Genomic DNA, 19,806 nt, shown 5'->3' with positions numbered 1-19,806 from the left:
CCTGAGAAACGGCGCGCGAAATTACGCAAAATGCCTCGGGGCACGTTAAATACTCTTGCGCAATTAAATAGCTGATACAAACCCAAATGAAAATTTCAGACTCATTTTCAGCGCATTGCCAAGCCGGTAAATTGAATCGGGATTATCGAAAACAAAAAAAATAAGTAGCTGCACAACATCCATTTGCTGAAAAGAGTATAGGAAATCAGCATTGAACTGCGCGCAGCCTGCGAGTCGTATAACATCGGACGGCTGGCCTGCAGTTCCTAAGTTTTCATTCTGATCCTCTTCCTAACCCCTTTTTTCTGACCTATATGGCTGACGCTCGCATTACTGCCGAAAACAATGGTTTCCGCTACGGCCTCCTGACAGCAGCAGTCCTGATTGTGTACACGCTCATTGCCGTGCTGGCCGACTTTTTCAGGAATATGAGCGCCGGAGCCCTCGATCTCGTTATTCTGGCCGTCGGGGTGATCCTGGCCATCATGAATTTGAAACGGGCCAAAGACGACCGGTTGCCGTACCTGCAGGGCTTTGGCACGGGTATTATTACGGCGATGGTAGCGTCGATTGCGCTGGGCTTCTTCTTCATTATTCTTAGCGTCATCAAGCCCGACATCTTGCAGCAACTCACACGAGCCCGCGATCTGTTCGGATCCGACCTGTCGGTAGTGATTGCTTTTCTGGCAATTATCCTGATGGGCAGCATGGGCGGGATGATCATTTCGCTGGTGGCTATGCAATATTTCAAGAGCCCTGATCACAAACCTATGGAAGGGGTTGAGTAACCTGCCCTCTTCCTGAAAAAGCCGATTCCAATCTGGAATCGGCTTTTTTTATGCCTTTTGAGGTCGCTCACGCTAACTGTAAACTCCAAGGCTGAGTTCAGGAAATATCTGGTTTGATAAAAATTCTCATAAAAAATTTGGTATTACATTAATCCAATATATATTTGGACTATCAAAAAGGAAATTAATAAATAATCTAAGTTTAAGATCTTTTGTTAAGCTCTTCCGTAAGAGTACCGTAGTTCTACCCCGCCAACCTTTCTACCACCGTTTTTATGAAATCTGCTTTAGTAACCTGCCTGTTCTTTCTGGGAGTTGCTGGTTCCGCTGCTGCCCAAAGAAGTGACCGCCACGCCGAACTGCCCGGCACCGGCGAGCCCGCCGAAAATCGGGTGACTTCCCTTACCCGCGATATGAGTGGTAAATTGCAACTCAATGAGGGTCAATATATTAAGCTCCGCAACATCAACCGCATCAAGCTTGCCCAGGCCGACGAGATCCAGTGGCAGTACCGCGATAACAGCTCACTGCGCCAAGCCAAAATGGCTGAGCTAGAAGCGCAATACGAAAGCGAATGCAGCCGCATCCTGACGCCTACTCAGCTGAGCTTGCTCCGCAACGAGCAGCCACAGGATGAGCAGCCCAAGTCTGACTCCGGCGAAAATGGCGTCGGCTAATTCGCACCGAAAGCTTTACTAGCCTTATATGCAAAAAGGCGGCTCCAAACCTCGGAGCCGCCTTTTTGCATATAAGGCTAGCTAAAATTAGATACCCGCCTCAGCGCAGGTACTGCACTTCGATCACGGTGCCGGTAGCGCTAAAGCGCAACGTGAATTTGCGGGCAGACGAGTGGAGATGAGCCGGCTCGCATTGGGGGCCAGGTTCTACGTAATAGGTATACACGCGCTGGTTCTGGTCGGCTAGCTCCTCCTCGTCGGGGTGGCCCAAGATGCCGTCGATGTCGCTGGTACGGCTATCGTAAAGCTGGTCACGCGATTTTTCGAGGGCGGGCAGCAGCGCAGCGCGCTTGTTTTGGCAGGCAAAACGATCGCTGCGCCACGCGGCCGCGTCGAAGCCGGGCAGCTCGGAAAGCGAGTGACCACAGCCGGCAAACACCAAGGCGGGGAGGACTAGCAACAATCGGCGAAACAACATAACAAATTGAGGAATAGGAACTGACGCGGATACTATGACGGTTAGGAGGACCGTTATAATGACACGAAAGTACTATTTTCGTTTTGCTTGCCCGGAGCTGCCACTACTTAAAACAACCTGTTGCGACTGCCCCAACCCATGAATTCCTTTCGAACAGCCTTTGCCAGCGCTTTTATTTCGCTGTCTTCCATACTATTACCGGCCGCGACTTCGCCGGCTGCCAACCGTCCGGCTTCCTCCTCAGGCTCGGGTGCTGCCGCGGTCCGCATCGAGAACGAAGCGCGCCGCACGTTATACCTGGCTTCGTTTGAGCAGCACGTCATGCGCAGCTACGCGCAATCGAAATTGGTAACCGCTGATTTGGCTCCCGATGTGTACCGCGAAGCTTTGGTGGGGTTTTACAACTTGCAGCAGCGCGGCGTAATATCGCCCTCGCAGCATGTGCTTACCATCATCGACTTCAACCGCTCTAGCCGCCTAAAGCGGCTGTGGGTGATTGATTTGCGTGAGCAGCGGCTGTTGTTTCACAGCTTGGTTGCCCACGGCAAAAATACCGGCGAAGAGTTTGCCACTGCTTTTTCCAACCGCGAAGGCTCCGAAATGAGCAGCCTAGGCTTTTATGTCACGGGCCACACCTACACGGGCAAGCACGGCTTGTCGCTGAAGCTAAAAGGCGTAGATCCCGGCTATAACACCAACGCCGCTACCCGCGCCGTGGTGGTGCACGGCGCCGATTACGTAAGCGAAGATTTTGTGCGCGAGCACGGCCGTTTGGGCCGCAGCCAGGGCTGCCCGGCTTTGCCTTCCAACGAAAGTTCCGACATCATCCGCGCTATTTATGGCGGCTCGGTAGTGTATGCACATGCGCCGCGGGGCGTGGCGTACCAATCGAATTGGCTCCAACTGGACCCCGCTCTGCTGGCCTTTGCCCGCAGCCAGGGAATTGATTCGCACGGCTAGCCGACCGTACTTACAAACAAAAAAGCCTCGGCAACCGCCGAGGCTTTTTTGTTTGTAAGTATCTTGTAATCAACTGATTGTGAACTTAGGCTCTGTCGCCGGTGGCTTTCACCAAATTGATGCCGGCGAAGAAGAAAATAAGGCCGACCGCGAAGGGTACAATGGCATTTACAGTGCTGAGCTTGACGCCGGCCACGTGCATAAAGCCGAGTGCGCCGTAAATGATGCCGATGATGCCCAAGATGGTCAGAATAGCTCCGAAGGTGCGTTTCTGGTTCATATACAAAGGGTTGTGAGTAGTGGAGAAAAGAAAAAGGAGAGGGGCCCCAAGGCCTGTTGAGCCTGATACGGTAGTTACAGAATTTTGGCTGCCTTCGGCGGGGCAACCCTGCGCACAAGGCCGCGTTACAAGCCAATACCCCCTACTCTTACCTTTTTCAACTCCCTTTCCACACCTGACGACTCATGAGAGGAAACCTTCGTTTTATCATTGGCGGCCTGATGGCACTGTTTACCTTCCTGACGTACTACTGTAAGCGCTCGGTAAACGATGTGACCGGTGAAGTGCAGCACGTCGACATGACGGCCCAGCAGGAAATTGCGCTGGGACTGCAAGCCGCCCCCGAAATGGCCCAACAATACGGCGGCATTCACCCCGACAAGCAAGCAGGAGCCGCCGTCGAGCGTATCGGGCAGCAGATTGTGCGCAGCACCAAAGCTTCCCAGACGCCTTACAAGTTTCAATTTCACCTGTTGGCCGACGAAAACACCATCAATGCCTTTGCGTTGCCGGGCGGGCAGGTATTCATCACGGCTGGCCTGCTGAAAAACCTGAAGACGGAAGGCCAAGTAGCCGGCGTGCTGGCCCACGAAATCGGGCACGTAGTAGCCCGGCACTCGGCCGAGCAGATCGCCAAATCGCAGCTGACGCAAGGCCTGAGCGGTGCCGCCGCTATCGCCGCTTATGACCCCAACAACCCGCGCTCGGCAGTAGGCTCGGCGGCGGCCCTGATGATCGGCAAGCTTGTGACGCTGCGCTTCGGCCGCGAAGATGAGCTGGAAGCCGATAAGCTCGCCGTAGATTTTACACCCAAAGCCGGCTTCGACCCGCGCTCGATGATTCAGGTAATGAACATCCTTGATCAGGAAAGCAAGGGCAGCAATCCGCCGGAGTTTTTGAGTACGCACCCGAATCCGGGCAACCGTATCGGGCACTTGCAGGAAGAAATCACTGCCGAGTTTCCGGGGGGCGTGCCCGCTGGGTTGAAACCTTAAAGGATTCATTGGGATCCCTATCGCCAAAATGGCCGAGCTCGACAGAGCTCGGCCATTTTGTTTATTTGCACGTACTAATGACCGTTTTCCCAGCCGCGCATTCCTTCGCTATGTCCACCCAAAATCCTGAAGTACTGTTTGTTCTGAATCCTGTTTCGGGCGACATCGATAAGTCGGAGCTAGAACACACCATCGCCGGCATTTGCGCGGAGCACGGGCGCCACGCGCGGTTCTTTCACACCACCGGCGAGCAAGACGTGACTCAGCTTGAGCGCACGCTACAGGAAGGAAATTACCAAGCCGTGTTTGCGGCCGGCGGCGACGGTACGGCCAATTTGGTAGCGCAGGTGGCGCGGCAAGTAGCTGTGCCCATGGGGATTATTCCGTTGGGCTCCGGCAACGGCCTGTCGAAAGATTTGGGCATTACGCAGGATGTGGTGCAGGCCCTGGAACTCGTCTGGAGCCACCGCGAGCGGGCCATTGATACGTTGAGCGTCAGCGGGCACTTCTCGGTACACTTAGCCGATTTGGGCTTCAACGCATTAGTGGTCGAGCGCTTTAGCCACGGCGACACGCGCGGGCCCGGCGCCTACGTGCGCATTGCCATGCAGGAGTTTTTGTCATACGAGCCCGCCGTGTATCGCATCGAAACCGATCAGGAAACCTTTGAGGGTCCGGCGTTTATGGTGACCATTGCCAACGGCAATACCTTCGGCAGCAACGTCATCATCAACCCCGAAGGCAAGCTGGACGACGGCTGGTTTGAAATCTGTTTGATTGAGCCTTTTCCGGGCACCGCGGCCTTGGGCATTCTCTACCAGCTCTACACCGAAAACTTCGATTCTTCGGCCTATACGCGTCGGTTGCGCTGCCAGCGGGCCAGTATTTCGGTGCCCGGCCAGCAGCAAGTGTTGGTGCAGGTAGATGGCGAACCGCTGACGGTGGCTTCCCCTGTAACGGTAGAAATCAGCTCGCGGAGCTTGCAGGTGTTGGGGCCTGCTTCGGAACAAGTTGATTACTAAGTAGTTGGCGAAATGCTTCTGGTGCCCGCTCGGTGCCATCGGTGTTGCCGGGCTCCAGGGTCCGCAGCCACACATCGCCGTTTTCGTAGTACTCGATCACAAAAAAACCCTTGTGCTCGTGCGTAAAGGTGGCTTTGCCGCCTTTGCCCACGAAGGCCGTTTTGCTGCCTGATCCGCTGACTAAGTAGTGGCCACCTTTGTAGTTGAAATACTGGAGGTTATGATCGTGGCCGGCGGCGTAAATCAGGTTCGGAAACTGCCGCAGCACCCGTAGCAAACGCTTGCGCATAGTGCGGTAGCGGGGGTGGGCCATATCTTCCTCGGCCCCCACAAGTTTGCGGTATATGGGAAACAGCGAGCCCAGGCCCGGCAGTGGCACATAGGCCTGCTTGTGCATCTGAGTAAGCGGAAAAACGTGCTGTTTGGTGGTAAACTGGCCTCCGTGCATGGCGTTAGAGTACAGCGGATGATGGCCGGCAATTAACACCTGCTGGTGGCGGTTCTGCTCCAGAATTTCCTGAAGCTGCACGAAAGGCATGCGGCTGTCGGTGGCGGTGCAACCGTTTTCCTTGCCCAGTGGGCGAGGCCCGTGCTGCACCCACCACTGCGTATTGAGCACTACCAAAAGTACGTTTTCGGCGAGTTGCATCGTAACCGGGCCGGGGCAGCCGTTGGGCGGCAAGTAGTAGGCGCCCGGCAGGTGGGTCAGCACGTATTCTTCCTGACGCAGCAAGTATTCGTAGCCGTCGCGGCGGCCCTTGTTCCAATCGTGGTTGCCGCTCAAAAAGATTACCCGCCCGTCGTAGCTGCGTAAGGTATCCAGCTGAATGTCAAGGCGAAACTCGGCGTTGCTGCGCCCGTGGTGCCCTACGGCGGGCAGGCCGGTTGGGTACACGTTGTCGCCGAGCACCACTACTGTGCTGGCCGGGCCGGCTTCCTGGAGCCAGCCTTGCAGCAGGTTCAGCACCGGGTCGTGGCCGTCGGTGGCTACGGCGCCCAAGTCGCCAACCAAGGCCACCCGATGCCGAACCGCAGCCGCCGGATCGGGCTGGTGGCTGGCCCAGGCGCGGGCAGTTGGCGCCACGTAGGGTTTACGACGAAAGTTGCGTTCGCGTCGGTAGCGGTAGGCAAACCAGCCACACAGCAACAAAAAAGCAACTATCAGTAAGTGAGGTAGATACGTAGGCAAGGCTTTGGAGCTTGAAGGTCAGGCTTTAGGTACGAGAAAAGGCCACAAAACGCTCAAGCCTACTTGGCCTCGGCTAAAAATTAGGGGGCGTCAGGTTTTTAAAGTGTCCGTTGAGGCGCACCCGGTCCTTGAGGCGCTCGGTTTCGAGCAGCACCGGCAGAATGTGGTCGAGGTGCTCGCGCACGATTTCCTGGCGCTCGTGTTCGCTGGTGGCTTCCAGCAGTTGGTATTCCTGATCGATATTGAAGCCTAGGTGATGGGCAATGTCGTAGATTTTGTAGTCGGGCGGCAGGTCCAGAAACAGCTTGCGCAGCCCCAGAATGTCGTAGAGCTTGCGCACCTGCTCGGTAATATGGGTTTTCAGCACCGCATCTTCCTCCGAATCGTCTACAATGTCTTCCACCTGACCCGCGGCGTAAAGCTTACCCGGCGCCTGCCGGAAAAACTCCTGCACCCGAAACACGCGCAGCCCGCGCGTCCGAATGTCCATTTCGCCGTTGTCATACACCTTCTCAACGCCCACCAAACGCACTTCGGTGCCCAGTAGGCTCACGCTGTCCTGGATATAAGGTGGGATGCCAAAAGTCATGTCCGTTTCGAGGCAGTCGTGCACTAGCTGCCGGTAACGGGGCTCGAAGATGTGCAGATTGAGTTTCTCGCCGGGGTACACCACAATGTTGAGCGGGAAGAGCGGAAGAAGGCGCATAAGACGTCGGGGTTGGGGCTAGTAGGCTTGGTAATATAACAAGCCTCCGCCGCAGATGGCTTGGGAAGGCAACGAATCCGCTACTTTTGCGGCTTCCCTTTCTTACCTATTCCGCTTGAAGAAGGCTTTTTTACGCGTGGCGAATTACAAACAACTATGGCAGCGGACGTGGCGCATCGGACTGCAAGTGATAGCCGCGTTATTTCTGACTTCGCTGGCGTGGGTGCTCGTGTATCGGTGGGTAGCACCCCCTGCCACCTGGATTATGCTGGAACGCCGGGCGCACCCGCCCGTGGGCAAAGGCTACTACGGCATCGTGCAGGACGGCCGCCGGATTCGCTACGATTTCAAAACCATTGGGGAAGTGACGCCGCAACTGCCGCTGGCCCTGATCGCGGCCGAAGACCAGCGCTTTCTGCTGCACCACGGCTTCGATTTCGATGCCCTGGTGAAAGCTGCCAAGCGCAACATGAAGAGCGACGATAAGGTCGTGGGGGGCAGCACCATTTCGCAGCAGGTTGCCAAAAACGTGTTTCTCTGGCACGGCCGCAGCTACGTGCGCAAAGGCTTGGAAGCCTACTTCACGGTGCTCATTGAGCTGCTCTGGAACAAGCGCCGCATCATGGAGATGTACATGAACGTAGCCGAAATGGGCGATTGCACGTTTGGGGCCGAAGCCGCTTCGCAGCGTTACTTTCACAAATCGGCCAATCGGCTCACACCGCCGGAAGCGGCCTTGCTGGCCGGCGTGCTACCCAATCCGCTGCGGTTTCGGGCCAGCAACCCCGGCCCTGTGGCGCGTGCCAAGCAGCAACGCGTCCTGCGCAACATGCGCCGCCTAGGGGGCACAACTTACGTGAAAGAGATTCTGGAGAATTAAGTATAAATAATTGATAATCAAATGATTATGAGAAAGATATTTTGGGTTCTCATTTGTGGCGTGCTGCTAAGCGCCTGCTCGCAGGTGCCTGCTGCCACCTCGCTGCGCCGCGACATTACCCAAGTGCTCACTACGCAAACCGCCGCCTGGAACCGCGGCGACGTGGCGGGCTTTATGCAAGGCTATTGGCAATCCGATTCGTTGGTGTTCATTGGCAAGCGCGGGCTTACCTACGGCTGGCAGCCCACCCTCGATAACTACAAGCGCAATTATCCCGACGCTGCCGCTATGGGCCAGCTGGTGTTCTCCAACCTGCGCATTACGCCCCTCGGCGACGAGGCCGCGCACTTAGTGGGCAAGTGGCACCTAACGCGCCCCAAGGCCGGCGATTTGGAAGGCCATTTTCTGCTGGTTTTTCGTAGGCTGAACGGGCAGTGGGTGATTGTCGCCGACCATTCAAGCTAGCTTTCTGTACAGCGTTTAACCTTCTTTTTGTACCTCGCCGGGGTCGTCGGGAGTGGTTTCGTCTTTGTGCTTTTCCTGCTCCACGGCCGGAATGGCTTCGGTGAAGATGAGCCCCGCGCGGGCGGCGTGCTCGGCGGCCTGCACCGTGTCCTGCACGAGCAGCATTTCTACTTTGTCGGCCCGCAGCTCCTCCGACACGCTTTCCACCAACGTGGCGCGGTCGGGCCGGAGCACGTCGCGAATGTAGATGGCCAGAATGCGGCCGGGGTGGCGCCGCACTACTTCACGGTAGATATTAGCGTCTTCCTGTCCGCTATCACCAATAAGCACAAAAGGAAGCTTGGGATAGGTAAGCAGCAGGTTATCAATCTCTTTGAGCTTGTGGCCATGATGCTCCGACGCATCGCCGGCTTTCTGGCGCACCAACGCCATGTCGCGCAGCAACAACGGGCCCGGCGGAATCTGGTTTAGGGTCAGAAAGTCTTCCAGCAGGTCGTAGAGGTTCCAGGGACTGCTGCTCACATAGAAAAACGGGTTGTTGCGCTTGCCGTTGCGGCCCAGCTGCAAGGCCCGATAAAACTCCGCTACTCCTTTGAAAGGCAGCCGCGAGCGGGCATTGCGCAGCAGCACCGTGCGGGCCATGCGCAGCATGTCGGTGGCCGAAGTCTGGATAACCGTGTCATCGAGGTCGCTGATGATGCCGTATTCCGCATCGGCCGGCGGGATAAGCACTGGCGCCTGCGTACGCAGGCCCGCCGCCATCGGGATGGGAGCTGGCACCGACTGCAACAGCACATCCACCGGATACCACATAAAATCGATGGGTTCGGGCAGCGCCTGGGGTTCGATGTTAAGTGTAAAGTAGCCTTCTTCGTCGGTGACTACAGCGTGCTCGGTGCCGTCGGCGGGCCTGATAATGAGCTGCGCTCCGCTGATTTCGTTGCTTTCGAAGCGCCGGTACATGTTCAGCAGGTTATGCCAGCGCGAGTCGGACGCGTCGGGCTCGCCGATGCCTTTGTCGGTCAGCAAACGGCCTTTAACATAAAGCCGTGTGGGCGTACCGTAGCTGCGATACGGCACAATTTGCAGCGGGTCAAGCATGCCCAGGCGCGTGCGGGTACGCAGAATGAGGTTGTCGGCTCGCTCGGCCCAGTCGCTGAATTTATCAAGAAAGGAAGGCATACAGGCAGGATAAAGGCCAAAGCTATGGAAATCCATACGCACGGAGCGGCCCCCGATGTTGTGGAGTCGCCTTAAGAGGCCGATGCTACTAAGTCCGGGCTAAGCTCGTCTATTTATGCAAAAAGAGCCTGCAACTTTGGTTACAGGCCCTTTCAAACGGTAGGCTATTGATTTACAGCAGCGATTTCAGCTTGTCGAAATTGGTGTTGTCGACGGTGCGGCCGGTGCAGCCTTCGGTTTGGGCTTCGGTATTAATGGCCTCCACGCGCGAACCCGGATCGGGGTGGGTGCTGAGGAACTCGGGCGTACCGCCCGTCTGGCCTTCCTTCTGCGCTTTCTCAAAAAAGCCCGCCGTGCCGTTGCAGGCGTAATAGCCGGTGCCGTTGAGGTATTTCACCGAATACAAATCGGCTTCGCGCTCGAAGTCGCGGCTAAACTTCAACTGGCCCAATTCGCTGGCGATGGTAACCAGTTGGTTGGGGTTTTCACCTAGTACTAGGCTCAGCAGCAACGAGATACCGTATTGCTGCTGAAGCTGCTTGGACGTATGGCGGCGGTCGGCGTGGGCAATTTCATGACCCAATACCCCCGCCAGCTGCGATTCGTTGTCGAGGTATTTGATCAGCCCCGTGAATACGTAAATGTGGCCGCCGGGCGTGGCAAACGCGTTTTGGATGTTGTCGTCTTTGATGATTTTGACATCCCACGGAAACTCATTGCGATAGGTAAGCTGACCCGAATTTAGAACCCGGTTTACCACCCCGTCGAGCAACTGGTACACCTGGGGATTGGCGCTGCGCTGAAGCAACTGGCCGCTGGCCTGATACGTGGAATCGGTTTTGGCCGCCACCTTGGTGCCGAGGGCTTTGTCGTCGTCGACGGAGAAGAGCACCACGCCATCGCCACTGCCCGAACAGGCCGAGGTAGCAAGAGAAGCAGCCAGAGATAACAGAAGCCAGGGTTTGGAAAGGAAGCGGATCATGAGTAAGGATGCAATTGGTATATAAGAAAGGGCGGGCTGAAAAGTGCAAGAGAGAAAACGGTGCCAAAACCACCGGAACCGCATACGGAAAGGCCACCAGAAGTGTTATTGATTTGCTTTAATCTTTCGTAGAGGCCAAAAAATCAGCGCATAATATTTTTGACGTTTTTAATTATTCTAATTTTTGGGGTGTTCGAGCGGCTTAATACTGCCGGTGCCCGGTCGGAAAGGAGACACTGGTACAACGAAAACGCCGGAAGTAGCTTGTTATTCTGTGGTTCTTGAATTGATTTATATAATATATTGATAATCAATATATTATGAAAAGGCGTGAATTGCGCTTGCGGCCTAGGTTGGCGAGTGCGTTACTTTCTGCCGGGTTCTGCGTAGAGAAAATCCCGCTGGCTATGTTGGTCAGCAGGCTTATCCTGTTACGATGCCCGCTACAACCCACCCACGCCCCAAAGTCAAAAAAAAGAACCTAGTCCCCGACGACGAAGCGCACGTTCTCTACAAAGATCCGGCCCGTCAAGCCGAACTCGCCGGCCTACGTTACCTCACCGATGCTAAGCCCGGCCTGACCCGCGTAGCCGGCCCCGATGGCACCTTCAACTATCTGAATGCCAAAGGGGAAGCGATCACGGATGAAAAAACCTTAAGCCGCATCAGCAGCTTTGTGATTCCGCCGGCCTGGACCGACGTCTGGATTTCGCCCTCCGCCAATTCGCACCTGCAAGTGACCGGCCGCGATGCCAAGGGCCGCAAGCAGTACATCTACCACACGGCCTGGGACCAGGCGCGCAGCCTGACGAAGTTTAGCCGTTTGCAGGCGTTCGGCGAGAAGTTGCCCGCCCTGCGGCAGCGCATTCAGCAAGACTTGAAGCGCCCCAAGCTCGACCGCGAAAAAGTGATTGCCATCGTGCTCACCCTCATGGACCAGTCGTTTATTCGGGTGGGAAACAAGGAATACGCTAAGAAAAACAAGAGCTACGGCCTGACCACCCTGCGCGATCGCCACGTGCAAGTAGAAGGCGACGAGGTTCGGTTTTCGTTTGTGGGCAAAAAAGGCGTCCCGCACGACGTAACGCTGCACGATCGCCGCCTAGCCCGCATGGTGCAGAAGTGCAAAGAGATTCCGGGACAGCATCTGTTTCAGTACTACTCTGCCGATGGCCACCGCCAGGAACTGGAGTCGGGCGACGTAAATGCGTATCTGCAAGAGGTAACGAGTATCAATCTGTCGGCCAAGGACTTCCGGACGTGGGGCGGCACCGTGAAAATGGTGGAATGCCTCGAAAGTGTGCTGCACGAAGAACCCGACCTGCCCAAAGACAAAGTGCTGAAGCGCGCCGTGAAAAACGTGGCTGCCGGCTTGGGCAACACGCCCACCGTGTGCAGCAAATACTACATTCACCCGCAGGTGGTGGAACTTTTCAACTCCGATAAGCTGATTGACTACCTGCGCAAACACGACGTCAATCCGGAAGAAAACGACCTGCTCACACCCACCGAGCACATGGTGCTGGAAATGCTGAGCGAGATAGCTTAAGCACAAACTAAAGCAATTGCCTTATTGGTAACTCGTTTATAGACAATGAGTTGCTAATAAGGCAATTGCTTTAGTTTGCTAGTAGCCTTCGCGGTCGTAAGCGTGCATGAGCACGCCTTTTTCGGTTTTGTCCTTGGTTTCAGAGCCTTTGGTGAGTTCGTTGCCGCGGTTGGTGTCGTAGTAGCGCGTCTTTTTGCTCCAGCCGCGTACGTGAGAGGTGTCCAGCACTGTGTCCTCGTTGGGGCCGCCGTAGATGTCGGTGCGGATGCCGCGCTTTACGTTGCCGCGCACCTCAAACACATCTTTTCCGTCGAGGCCGTGCAGAACGAGACGCTTGGTTTCGTTGGTGCGAAACAGGCGCCGATAGAGCAGCGTGTCGGCGGGTGCTTTCTCACTTTCATCGGGAATGCGGTACATGCTGACTTGGGTAGTTGAGTCGCTAAGGCGCTCCACCACAAAGTGTTCATTGGCATCGGTACCGACCACCGTGACGCACTCGGCCAGCAGCCGATAAAAAGTATGGGCGGCCCCGGGCAGGTTGCTACGCCGCTTTTTTAGCGCCTTTATCGTGCGGGCACCTTCCAGGGCATACACCGACGGTGGCATCCGGCGAACAGCTTTCTCAATTACGTGGTCGGTGAGCCGCTGCTGCAAATCGGTGGCAAGCTGCTGGAATTGCTGAGAGGTGACTTCGCTCAGGGCCCGCGCATCAATAAAGCGCGCATTGCGAACCAAGCCGGCAATGTCTTCATACTCCGGTTTGAAGGTGCGAAACTTGCGCACGCCCCATTTGCGGCTCGCCAGCCACGGAATCAGGCCGTCGTCGAAGCGGTAAAAAACTTGGTCGCGGTCTTTGGGGATGGGGCGGTACTGCGTGCGTCCTCCAGCCTGCTCGTACACAGCCCACTGCCATTGTCCCTCGTGCCGATCCCAGTCGCCCAGCCAGATGTCGAGCAAGCGTGCGCGCGCAAAGGCCAGCTGGTCAACCTGATGCGTAGGATCGGTGTAGCGCTTGCGCAGCATGTCCTCCGTGTCCTTCAGGTCGGTGGCCTTACCGAACGCGGGGGTGAGGTTGGCAGGGCCGTTGTACTTTTCTTCCAGCATCACCACCTTGCCCCGAAAGCGCTCGGAGTGTGGCCCCAAGGCTGTTTCTTTCGGACTTATATAATAAAGCCGCGGATTGGTGTGAAACACGCCGGCGGCCTCGGCCAGCGGCGGCACCACAAACGCTGCGTAAGGGTTCGCCGCAGAAGTCGCATCGCGTACCACATTGAGTACGAACGTCTTCTGAAAAATCTTAGGTAGCGTTTTGTACGGGTCTTTGTCGAGGGTACGCAGGGCGTAGGCGCGGCCGTTGTGGCCATCCAGCGTCATGCTGGTGCTCTGAAAGCCGCCGCCCATCTTGCCCGCTTCCACACCGCCCGCCACGGCTGTCTGCGGATTAAAAGTAGGCACTACAACGGGCGAAGCCCACACCGAGCGGTAGTGCGCACCCATAAACACGTTGTAGAGCCTGCCATGCAAATAATGGCGTCCTGCCACCACCCGCGCGCTGTCGGTAGGGGCGGCAGGGCCGTCGGAAAGGCGGGCATCGGTTTGAAAAAACGCTTTTCGTGCGCAGCCGCTCGCCAGCAATAAGAGCAACGAGCAAGAGAGGTAGCGGTGGGGCATCAAGTGGGAATTGAGAACACAACGTCCATCCTTCAACGCAACTTTACAATAAAAGTGGACAGCTAGCCCAACACAACCCCTGCCGGGCCGTTTGCGCTATAAGTCCGGGTAACTGTTCTGGTTACTGGGTCCCGAAGCCTTACTCCCGATCACGTGCCTCTCTATTGTCTTCTTACGCCGCAAGGCCGACTGGTTTCCTGCCTCAGCGGCGCGCTGATGCTGTATTCGTGTTCGGCGCCGGCGGCTTCCAGTTCTGCTCCGCCCGTCATCGCCCCCGACTCGACGGTGCAGGTGGCCGCCGGGCCGCAGTACCTGCGCGGGCCGGTGCACCAATTTTTTTGGGGCCGTCATTACCGAAAGATATGGGCCGAGCCCGTACGCGCGCCGGTCCTCAACCTGCGCACCGCCGTGCCCGGTGGCCTGACGCCCATCCAAGAAGGGGGCAGCTTCCAAACCAAAAACCTACGCCTCGTCGATCGCAACGGGGTGCAATACGTGCTGCGCTCCGTCGATAAAGATGCGACCAAAGCCTTGCCGCCGCGCCTGCAAAATGGCCCCATCGGAAAGCTCATGAAAGACCAAACCAGCGTCATTCATCCGTATGGAGCCTACATTGTGCCGCCGCTGGCCGAGGCGGCGGGCATTTATTCTACCAATCCGCGGCTGGTGTACGTGGCCGATGATCCGGCGCTAGGGAAGTTTCGCAAGTCGTTTGCCAATGCCCTGTACCTGCTGGAGGAGCGCCCCGAAGGCGACCAAAGCCTGGTCAGTAGCTTCGGTCACTCTGCCAAAGTGGAGAGTTCGCGCAAGGTTTTTACCAACATCAGGTATCGTCCTGATTACGAAATAGATACGCGCCAATACCTGCGTTCGCGGTTGTTCGATATGTGGCTGGGCGACTGGAGCCGGCGCGAAGACCAATGGCGTTGGGCCAGCTTCCTGACACCCGACGGCACCACGCGCTACCGCGCCATTCCGCGCGACCGCGACCACGCGTTCTTTAAGTTCGACGACGGATTTCTGACCAAGATCATCAGTTGGGTGAAGTCCAATTACCAGAGCTTTCACAAGGAAATCCGCCTCAGCGACGTCGAGGGCCTCAACAGGGCCGCCGAACCCATGGACAAAACGCTGCTGGTGTACCTGACGGCCGACGATTTTCGGCAGGTGGCCGACTCGATGCGGCACCAGCTCTCGGATGCGGTCATAAAGAAATCGCTAACTGTGTGGCCCGCAAACATTTACAAATTATCCGGTGCCGAGTTTGAAGAAAAGCTGCGCAGTCGCCGTGATCAGCTGCCGATGGTGGCGGCGAAGTTCTATGAGTTGCTTTCGCGCGACATCGAGTTGCCCGGCACCGACAAGCCCGAGCGCTTTGTGATTGAGCCAGCCGGCGAGGGCAAGGTGCGCGTGCGCGTGTACCAACAGCACATGCAGCACGCCGACAGCCTCTCGGGGCAGCGCGTGTTCGACGTGAGCCAGACGCGCTCCATTAAGTTGTATGGCTTGGGTGGCGACGATATTTTTGAGCTGGAAGGCCTGCCCGACAAGCGCTTTGCCATTGGCATTTACGATGGCGCGGGGCAAGACATCATTCGTCAAAAGCTTGATACTCCGTCGGATATCGAGACGTCCGTTACCGTATTCGACAGTGGCGACGGCAACACTCTCAACTTGAGCAAAGCCATCAAAATTGAGCCGTATCAGCCCCGCGCCAACGAATTCGACGCTGCTGGCTGGCTGCTGCGCCACCGTTTGTTCTAATTATTTGATAATCAAATAATTGTGAAATAATTAAGCGCAGCACAGCCAGCGTACGGCTGCCTGTTGATCTTCGAACTGGCCTACCTCCAGTGCCAGGTGATTTATGGCATGGGTTATATGCTTGGTATACAAATAGTTGGCGGAATCCTGAGTTTGGACCACCGCGCAGCGTTTGTAGCCGCCTTCGTGCACGGCGCGGGGCGCCCAGCAGCGCGCCAGCCATTCTTTGTCCTCGGGCAGAATGGGCGGCATGCTCCGGTGATCGGTCAGGACTTTGGTATATCCTTTATTTTTGAGGAGCGCCAATACTTGCTCGTACACCATCCTAAACTCGGAGCTGCGCACGGGCACAATTTGCCATTCAATACGCACAAACTTGGCGGGATGCTCAATAACGCTGGCTAGTTCATTATGAAAATACAGCGATTCGTCGGTAGGATATAGCAGGTCAGCCATGTGGCAGTAACGGTGGTTACATACAGGGATCGGGGTGACACGTGCAATAGGAGGGTAGATGGGGGAGCAGTATTGGCTTTTAAACGGGCAGGGCAAGCAGAAGGATAGCTTTTTTGGGCTTAAACGAGATTTTTTGTCACAAAAAAATACAGACCGAATGTAACTGCTTGAATACTTGTGAAATAGGATAAAATCGCGGCGTAAATAATTGAGTATCCGAAACTAAGTAGTTCGGATAGGACTGCCTAAACTTTTCGTCCAACACAAAAAAAGCATCGCCGAAACGATGCTTTTTGTAGCTGACATAATTGGCCCGACCAGAAGAATCACCGAAAGATTTTCACTTTGTCTTTGTGCGGTGTGCGCAGGTACTGACGGATGATCTGTTGGACGTCTTTGTTGTCGTTGTAGCGCGTGATCGCATCTTTAAAATCACCGATTCGCCGCGCCGAAAACTCGCCGTCGACGTAACCAAACCCCAAGTACCGGCCGTTTTCGACCAGCACAATGGATTTTTCGTCTTCGCGACGTCCTTTGCCGATGACCACAAACGAGCCGTGCTCAAACGTAAACGACTCGATGGCTTCTTCTACGCGCTTGTTGTATTCTTCGGGCGGCTCCAGGCCCACGCAGGCGCCTTTGCAGCGATGTACCTGATAATCAAAGCAGGAGCCCTGGGTTTTGTACAGATCGCAGAGCTTCTGGCATAGCCCGAACTTCGATACTTTATGAAACAGGAATCCCTTGGCTTTGAACTGGTTGCCCAGCGCAATCAACGGATGTGACTCGGCGTGGTCGTCGGCCCGACCGTAGTAAAGGCGCAGGTAGCCGTTTTCGTCGGTGCGCAGAAAAATGCCCGCCGGAAACACCGAGCGGCGCTGAGCGCGGTTGTAGAGTGGCTTGAGGCGCTTGATTTCGTCGGATTCGTACAACAACGCAACCAACTCAGAGCCAGTTAGATGCCAGGTAATGTCCGAAATCGAGTTTTTGAATTCCAGCGACTTGCGCGACTTATAATCAACGGCGAAGTGCTGCTGAATGCGTTTGTAGATGTTGATGCTTTTGCCCACATAAATCACTTCGCCTTCCTCGTTGTAGAAGTAATACACGCCGGCTTCCTGGGGCAGCGAAGCTACTTTTTCGGGTGTGATGTTGGGCGGGAGCAAAGCCGTCTTGATGGCTTCCTGCACGGCCGTAACGCGCTTGGGGCTGGGCTGCTTGGCGGCTTTGGGCTGGCGGCCACTGGGTGCCACCGCGTCGACGGCGGCCAGCGTATCAGCTGGGCTGATGCCGGGCTGGGTCAGGGATTCGCTTTGCTGCGTGATTTTGAGCAGACGATCAAACAGGATGGCGGTGGCTTCGGCGTCGCCGGCGGCGCGGTGCCGGTTGTTCAGCGGAATGCCAATATTCTGGCACAACTTGCCTAGGCTGTAGCTCGGCTGACCCGGAATCAGGGAGCGGCTCAGGCGCACGGTACACAGGGTTTTGCGCGAGTAATTGTAGCCTAAATCGGCAAATTCCTTCTTCATGAAGGAGTAATCAAACCGCACGTTGTGGGCCACAAACACGCAGCCTTCGGTCATCTCGACAATCTTGCGGGCCACCTCATGAAACTTGGGCGCATCGCGCACCATGTCGTCGTTGATGCCGGTCAACTGGCTGATAAAGAAAGGAATAGGCCGCCCCGGATTCAGGAGGGTTTCGTACTGGTCGATGACCTGTTCGCCGTCGTGAATAAAAATGGCAATCTCGGTGATGCGGTCCTGGGTTGGCTGCCCACCGGTGGTCTCAAGGTCGATGATAGCGTACAAAAGCGAAGCGGCTGATAAGTGCTAATAAAAATGGTAACAAAGATAACCGGCCGAATGGTTGCACAAGATTTTGTCCAGCGCCGAGGAGTCTAGCGAACGCCAGCGCACAAAAAAAGGCGGCCTGCCGAAGCAAGCCGCCTTTCAGCGAAAGGAAAAAACCGATTAATGAGTCTGACCCTTCAGCGTGGTAATCTGGTTCTTAGCCGCCAAGATTTCGCTGTGCTGCTTCTGAATTACGTTTTTAGCTTCGGCTGGCAACCCAGTGCTCATGGCCTTTTCATAGGCTTCGAGGGCTACTTTATCGCCGGTTTCGCACTCGCCCAGAATAGCCGAGTCGTCTTGGCCGGTGATGGCCGATTTGATGTTGATCCAGCCGCGGTGTACGGCAGCAGCGGCATCGGCTACTACGCCTTCCACAGTGCTTTCGTTCTGTGGGCTAATGCCATATTGCTGAGCATGTTGCTCCAGGTCGGAGGCAAATTGGGCGCGCTGCTGGCTGAAGCGGCTCAGCTCCGATTTCAGCTGGGGATTGCTTACGCCTTCTGCGGCTTCTTGGTAGCCCTTAGCGCCGGTTTTGTTGATTTCAACGAGGTCATTATATGCGCGGGCGATGTCTTCTGTGATAGCAGCCATTGTGTTGGGTGTTTGGTATGATGAATAGATCAGTTTAGCAAAGACCACAGATGCAGTCTCTTGGCTATTATACTGTTCTACTTGACATGGGGTTACGCCTGGCCCCGCAGCCGGCCCCAGAGCCGCCCGAAAAAGCCCGGCTCATTTTTGTCCGCCGGAATGGTGTCTTCCCCTTCGGCAATGTCGCCGAGCAGGAAGCCCCACGGCTCCGTCGTTTTGGAGGCGTCCAGTACCACTTTCAGCACGGCAATCAGCGGAATGCTCAGGATCATGCCCGGCGTGCCCCAGAGTTCGCCACCCAGAATCAGAGCGATAATGGCGGCCATCGGGTTGATGCTCACTTTAGAGCCCGTAATCATGGGCGTAATGAAGTTGCCTTCCAGAAACTGCACCACCAAAAACACGCCCACCACGCCCGCCGCCCGCAGGGGCGAACCCGTTTCCACCAGCGTCACGATAGCCGGCACGGCCGCCCCGATCATGATGCCGATGTAGGGAATGATGGCCAGCACCGAAGCGAAAATGGCAAAGAAGATGGCAAACTTCACGCCCAGTACCAACAAGCCAATGGCGTTAAGCACTGATACTATGATGATTACCGTGAAAAGTCCCGTGATGTACGCCTGCACCACCACCTGAATGTTGTCGATGGTCGTCAGCACGGTGGTGCGCTTATCCGGCGCCACGAAGCGGAACATGAACTGGCGCAGGTGATCGCGGTAGAGCAGCAAGCAGAAGATGTAAATGATAACCAGCGTCAGGTTGCTAAACACCGCCGTAGTCGTGTTGAAGGTGGTGCCCAGTACCCCGCCGGCCGACTTCTTCATGGACTTTACAATAGAGTCCGTAAGCTCGTCTTTGCTAATGGGTTGAATACCAAACTTTTGGTAGATAATCTGCTGGATTTGGTTGAAGTACTGATTTAGCTGACTTTGCAGCTTCGGCAGCTCGCTCTGAAACTGAATAATCTGCGAAGCAAAGGCATACATAATGCCAGCAATGGTCAGAATCACTAGTAGCAACACCAAGATAATAGCCAGAATGCGAGGCACTTTGCGCGTTTCCAGCCACCGACACAGGGGCAGCAGCAGGATCGACAGCAAACCAGCAAACGCGATGGGCAGCAGAATATCGTCGAGCCGATTTAGGACGAACACGAGCAGCGACAAGCCAATCAGCATGAACGTGTAGTAAATCACCGGTTGCTGACGCACCTCAGACGTTGGATTGGGATGCCGCGGCTGATTAAAATTGTTGGGAGGGGGTAACATTAGCTAATAAAATTGGGAAGTTTTGTGAGAGGAAAATAGCCGTATAT

At 55.8% G+C, this 19,806-nt stretch carries 20 protein-coding genes; 9 read left to right on the top strand and 11 right to left on the bottom strand.

Going from position 1 to position 19,806, the window contains the following annotated elements; translation table 11 throughout:
• Positions 1-314 precede the first annotated feature (314 nt).
• Together FHG12_RS19040 and FHG12_RS19035 are read left to right on the top strand one after the other, a co-directional pair.
• Positions 315-788: a DUF4199 domain-containing protein gene (locus FHG12_RS19040; protein ID WP_139517297.1), complete on the top strand. Its 474-nt coding sequence runs from the start codon at positions 315-317 to the stop codon at positions 786-788.
• A 275-nt stretch (positions 789-1,063) separates the two neighbouring features.
• Entirely contained in the window at positions 1,064-1,465 is a 402-nt protein-coding gene (locus FHG12_RS19035) for a hypothetical protein (protein WP_139517296.1), read from the top strand.
• A gap of 100 nt (positions 1,466-1,565) precedes the next feature.
• On the opposite strand, the gene FHG12_RS19030 is transcribed toward FHG12_RS19035, so the two are convergent.
• Entirely contained in the window at positions 1,566-1,943 is a 378-nt protein-coding gene (locus tag FHG12_RS19030) for a hypothetical protein (RefSeq protein ID WP_139517295.1), read from the bottom strand.
• A 138-nt stretch (positions 1,944-2,081) separates the two neighbouring features.
• Here FHG12_RS19030 and FHG12_RS19025 point away from each other — a divergent pair, with 138 nt between their 5' ends.
• Positions 2,082-2,903, top strand: a complete 822-nt coding sequence (locus FHG12_RS19025; RefSeq protein WP_230471195.1) for a murein L,D-transpeptidase catalytic domain family protein — start codon at positions 2,082-2,084, stop codon at positions 2,901-2,903.
• An 85-nt stretch (positions 2,904-2,988) separates the two neighbouring features.
• Here FHG12_RS19025 and FHG12_RS19020 read toward each other — a convergent pair whose 3' ends face one another.
• The gene (locus FHG12_RS19020; protein WP_139517294.1) at positions 2,989-3,183 is read right to left on the bottom strand and encodes a hypothetical protein; all 195 of its coding nucleotides are present in this window, start codon (positions 3,181-3,183) and stop codon (positions 2,989-2,991) included.
• A 185-nt stretch (positions 3,184-3,368) separates the two neighbouring features.
• On the opposite strand from FHG12_RS19020, the gene FHG12_RS19015 reads away from it, so the two are divergent.
• Complete coding sequence (locus FHG12_RS19015) at positions 3,369-4,178, top strand: M48 family metallopeptidase (protein ID WP_139517293.1); 810 nt, start codon at positions 3,369-3,371, stop codon at positions 4,176-4,178.
• A gap of 77 nt (positions 4,179-4,255) precedes the next feature.
• The gene (locus FHG12_RS19010; protein WP_230471194.1) at positions 4,256-5,200 is read left to right on the top strand and encodes a diacylglycerol/lipid kinase family protein; all 945 of its coding nucleotides are present in this window, start codon (positions 4,256-4,258) and stop codon (positions 5,198-5,200) included.
• On the opposite strand, the gene FHG12_RS19005 is transcribed toward FHG12_RS19010, so the two are convergent.
• Both FHG12_RS19005 and FHG12_RS19000 read right to left on the bottom strand, forming a co-directional pair.
• Positions 5,145-6,389 carry a metallophosphoesterase gene (locus FHG12_RS19005; RefSeq protein WP_139517292.1) on the bottom strand — a complete coding sequence of 415 codons (1,245 nt, stop codon included), beginning with the start codon at positions 6,387-6,389 and terminating at the stop codon, positions 5,145-5,147. The genes FHG12_RS19010 and FHG12_RS19005 overlap by 56 nt on opposite strands.
• Positions 6,390-6,462: 73 nt before the next feature.
• A complete protein-coding gene (locus tag FHG12_RS19000; RefSeq protein ID WP_139517291.1) occupies positions 6,463-7,095 on the bottom strand; it encodes an LON peptidase substrate-binding domain-containing protein in 633 nt (210 codons plus the stop codon).
• A gap of 115 nt (positions 7,096-7,210) precedes the next feature.
• On the opposite strand from FHG12_RS19000, the gene mtgA reads away from it, so the two are divergent.
• Positions 7,211-7,975 carry a monofunctional biosynthetic peptidoglycan transglycosylase gene (gene mtgA, locus FHG12_RS18995; protein WP_230471193.1) on the top strand — a complete coding sequence of 255 codons (765 nt, stop codon included), beginning with the start codon at positions 7,211-7,213 and terminating at the stop codon, positions 7,973-7,975.
• 27 nt (positions 7,976-8,002) lie between these two features.
• Complete coding sequence (locus FHG12_RS18990; RefSeq protein ID WP_139517290.1) at positions 8,003-8,440, top strand: YybH family protein; 438 nt, start codon at positions 8,003-8,005, stop codon at positions 8,438-8,440.
• Between the two features lie 15 nt (positions 8,441-8,455).
• Here FHG12_RS18990 and FHG12_RS18985 read toward each other — a convergent pair whose 3' ends face one another.
• Both FHG12_RS18985 and FHG12_RS18980 read right to left on the bottom strand, forming a co-directional pair.
• A complete protein-coding gene (locus FHG12_RS18985) occupies positions 8,456-9,622 on the bottom strand; it encodes an App1 family protein (protein WP_139517289.1) in 1,167 nt (388 codons plus the stop codon).
• A 172-nt stretch (positions 9,623-9,794) separates the two neighbouring features.
• A complete protein-coding gene (locus tag FHG12_RS18980; protein ID WP_139517288.1) occupies positions 9,795-10,604 on the bottom strand; it encodes a M48 family metalloprotease in 810 nt (269 codons plus the stop codon).
• A 436-nt stretch (positions 10,605-11,040) separates the two neighbouring features.
• Here FHG12_RS18980 and FHG12_RS18975 point away from each other — a divergent pair, with 436 nt between their 5' ends.
• Positions 11,041-12,153 carry a DNA topoisomerase IB gene (locus tag FHG12_RS18975; protein WP_139517287.1) on the top strand — a complete coding sequence of 371 codons (1,113 nt, stop codon included), beginning with the start codon at positions 11,041-11,043 and terminating at the stop codon, positions 12,151-12,153.
• Between the two features lie 78 nt (positions 12,154-12,231).
• Here the strand turns inward: FHG12_RS18975 and FHG12_RS18970 are convergent, their stop codons facing one another.
• On the bottom strand, positions 12,232-13,824 hold the full coding sequence (locus FHG12_RS18970) for a hypothetical protein (protein ID WP_139517286.1): 1,593 nt from the start codon (positions 13,822-13,824) through the stop codon (positions 12,232-12,234).
• 153 nt (positions 13,825-13,977) lie between these two features.
• Between FHG12_RS18970 and FHG12_RS18965 the strand changes: the two genes are divergently transcribed.
• Positions 13,978-15,588: a hypothetical protein gene (locus FHG12_RS18965; RefSeq protein ID WP_139517285.1), complete on the top strand. Its 1,611-nt coding sequence runs from the start codon at positions 13,978-13,980 to the stop codon at positions 15,586-15,588.
• 30 nt (positions 15,589-15,618) lie between these two features.
• Here FHG12_RS18965 and FHG12_RS18960 read toward each other — a convergent pair whose 3' ends face one another.
• The 4 genes from FHG12_RS18960 to FHG12_RS18945 all read right to left on the bottom strand — a co-directional run bounded on the left by FHG12_RS18960 (position 15,619) and on the right by FHG12_RS18945 (position 19,759).
• The gene (locus FHG12_RS18960; RefSeq protein ID WP_139517284.1) at positions 15,619-16,044 is read right to left on the bottom strand and encodes an STAS/SEC14 domain-containing protein; all 426 of its coding nucleotides are present in this window, start codon (positions 16,042-16,044) and stop codon (positions 15,619-15,621) included.
• A 326-nt stretch (positions 16,045-16,370) separates the two neighbouring features.
• Entirely contained in the window at positions 16,371-17,855 is a 1,485-nt protein-coding gene (locus FHG12_RS18955) for an exonuclease domain-containing protein (RefSeq protein WP_139517283.1), read from the bottom strand.
• Between the two features lie 162 nt (positions 17,856-18,017).
• Positions 18,018-18,488: a PA2169 family four-helix-bundle protein gene (locus FHG12_RS18950; protein ID WP_139517282.1), complete on the bottom strand. Its 471-nt coding sequence runs from the start codon at positions 18,486-18,488 to the stop codon at positions 18,018-18,020.
• 92 nt (positions 18,489-18,580) lie between these two features.
• Complete coding sequence (locus tag FHG12_RS18945) at positions 18,581-19,759, bottom strand: AI-2E family transporter (RefSeq protein ID WP_230471192.1); 1,179 nt, start codon at positions 19,757-19,759, stop codon at positions 18,581-18,583.
• Positions 19,760-19,806: the final 47 nt, after the last annotated feature.

It is taken from the genome of Hymenobacter jejuensis (assembly GCF_006337165.1).
In the GTDB taxonomy this organism is placed as follows: Bacteria; Bacteroidota; Bacteroidia; order Cytophagales; family Hymenobacteraceae; genus Hymenobacter; species Hymenobacter jejuensis.
Note: the sequence above shows the minus strand (reverse complement) of the source record. Positions and strands in the feature narration are given on the sequence as shown.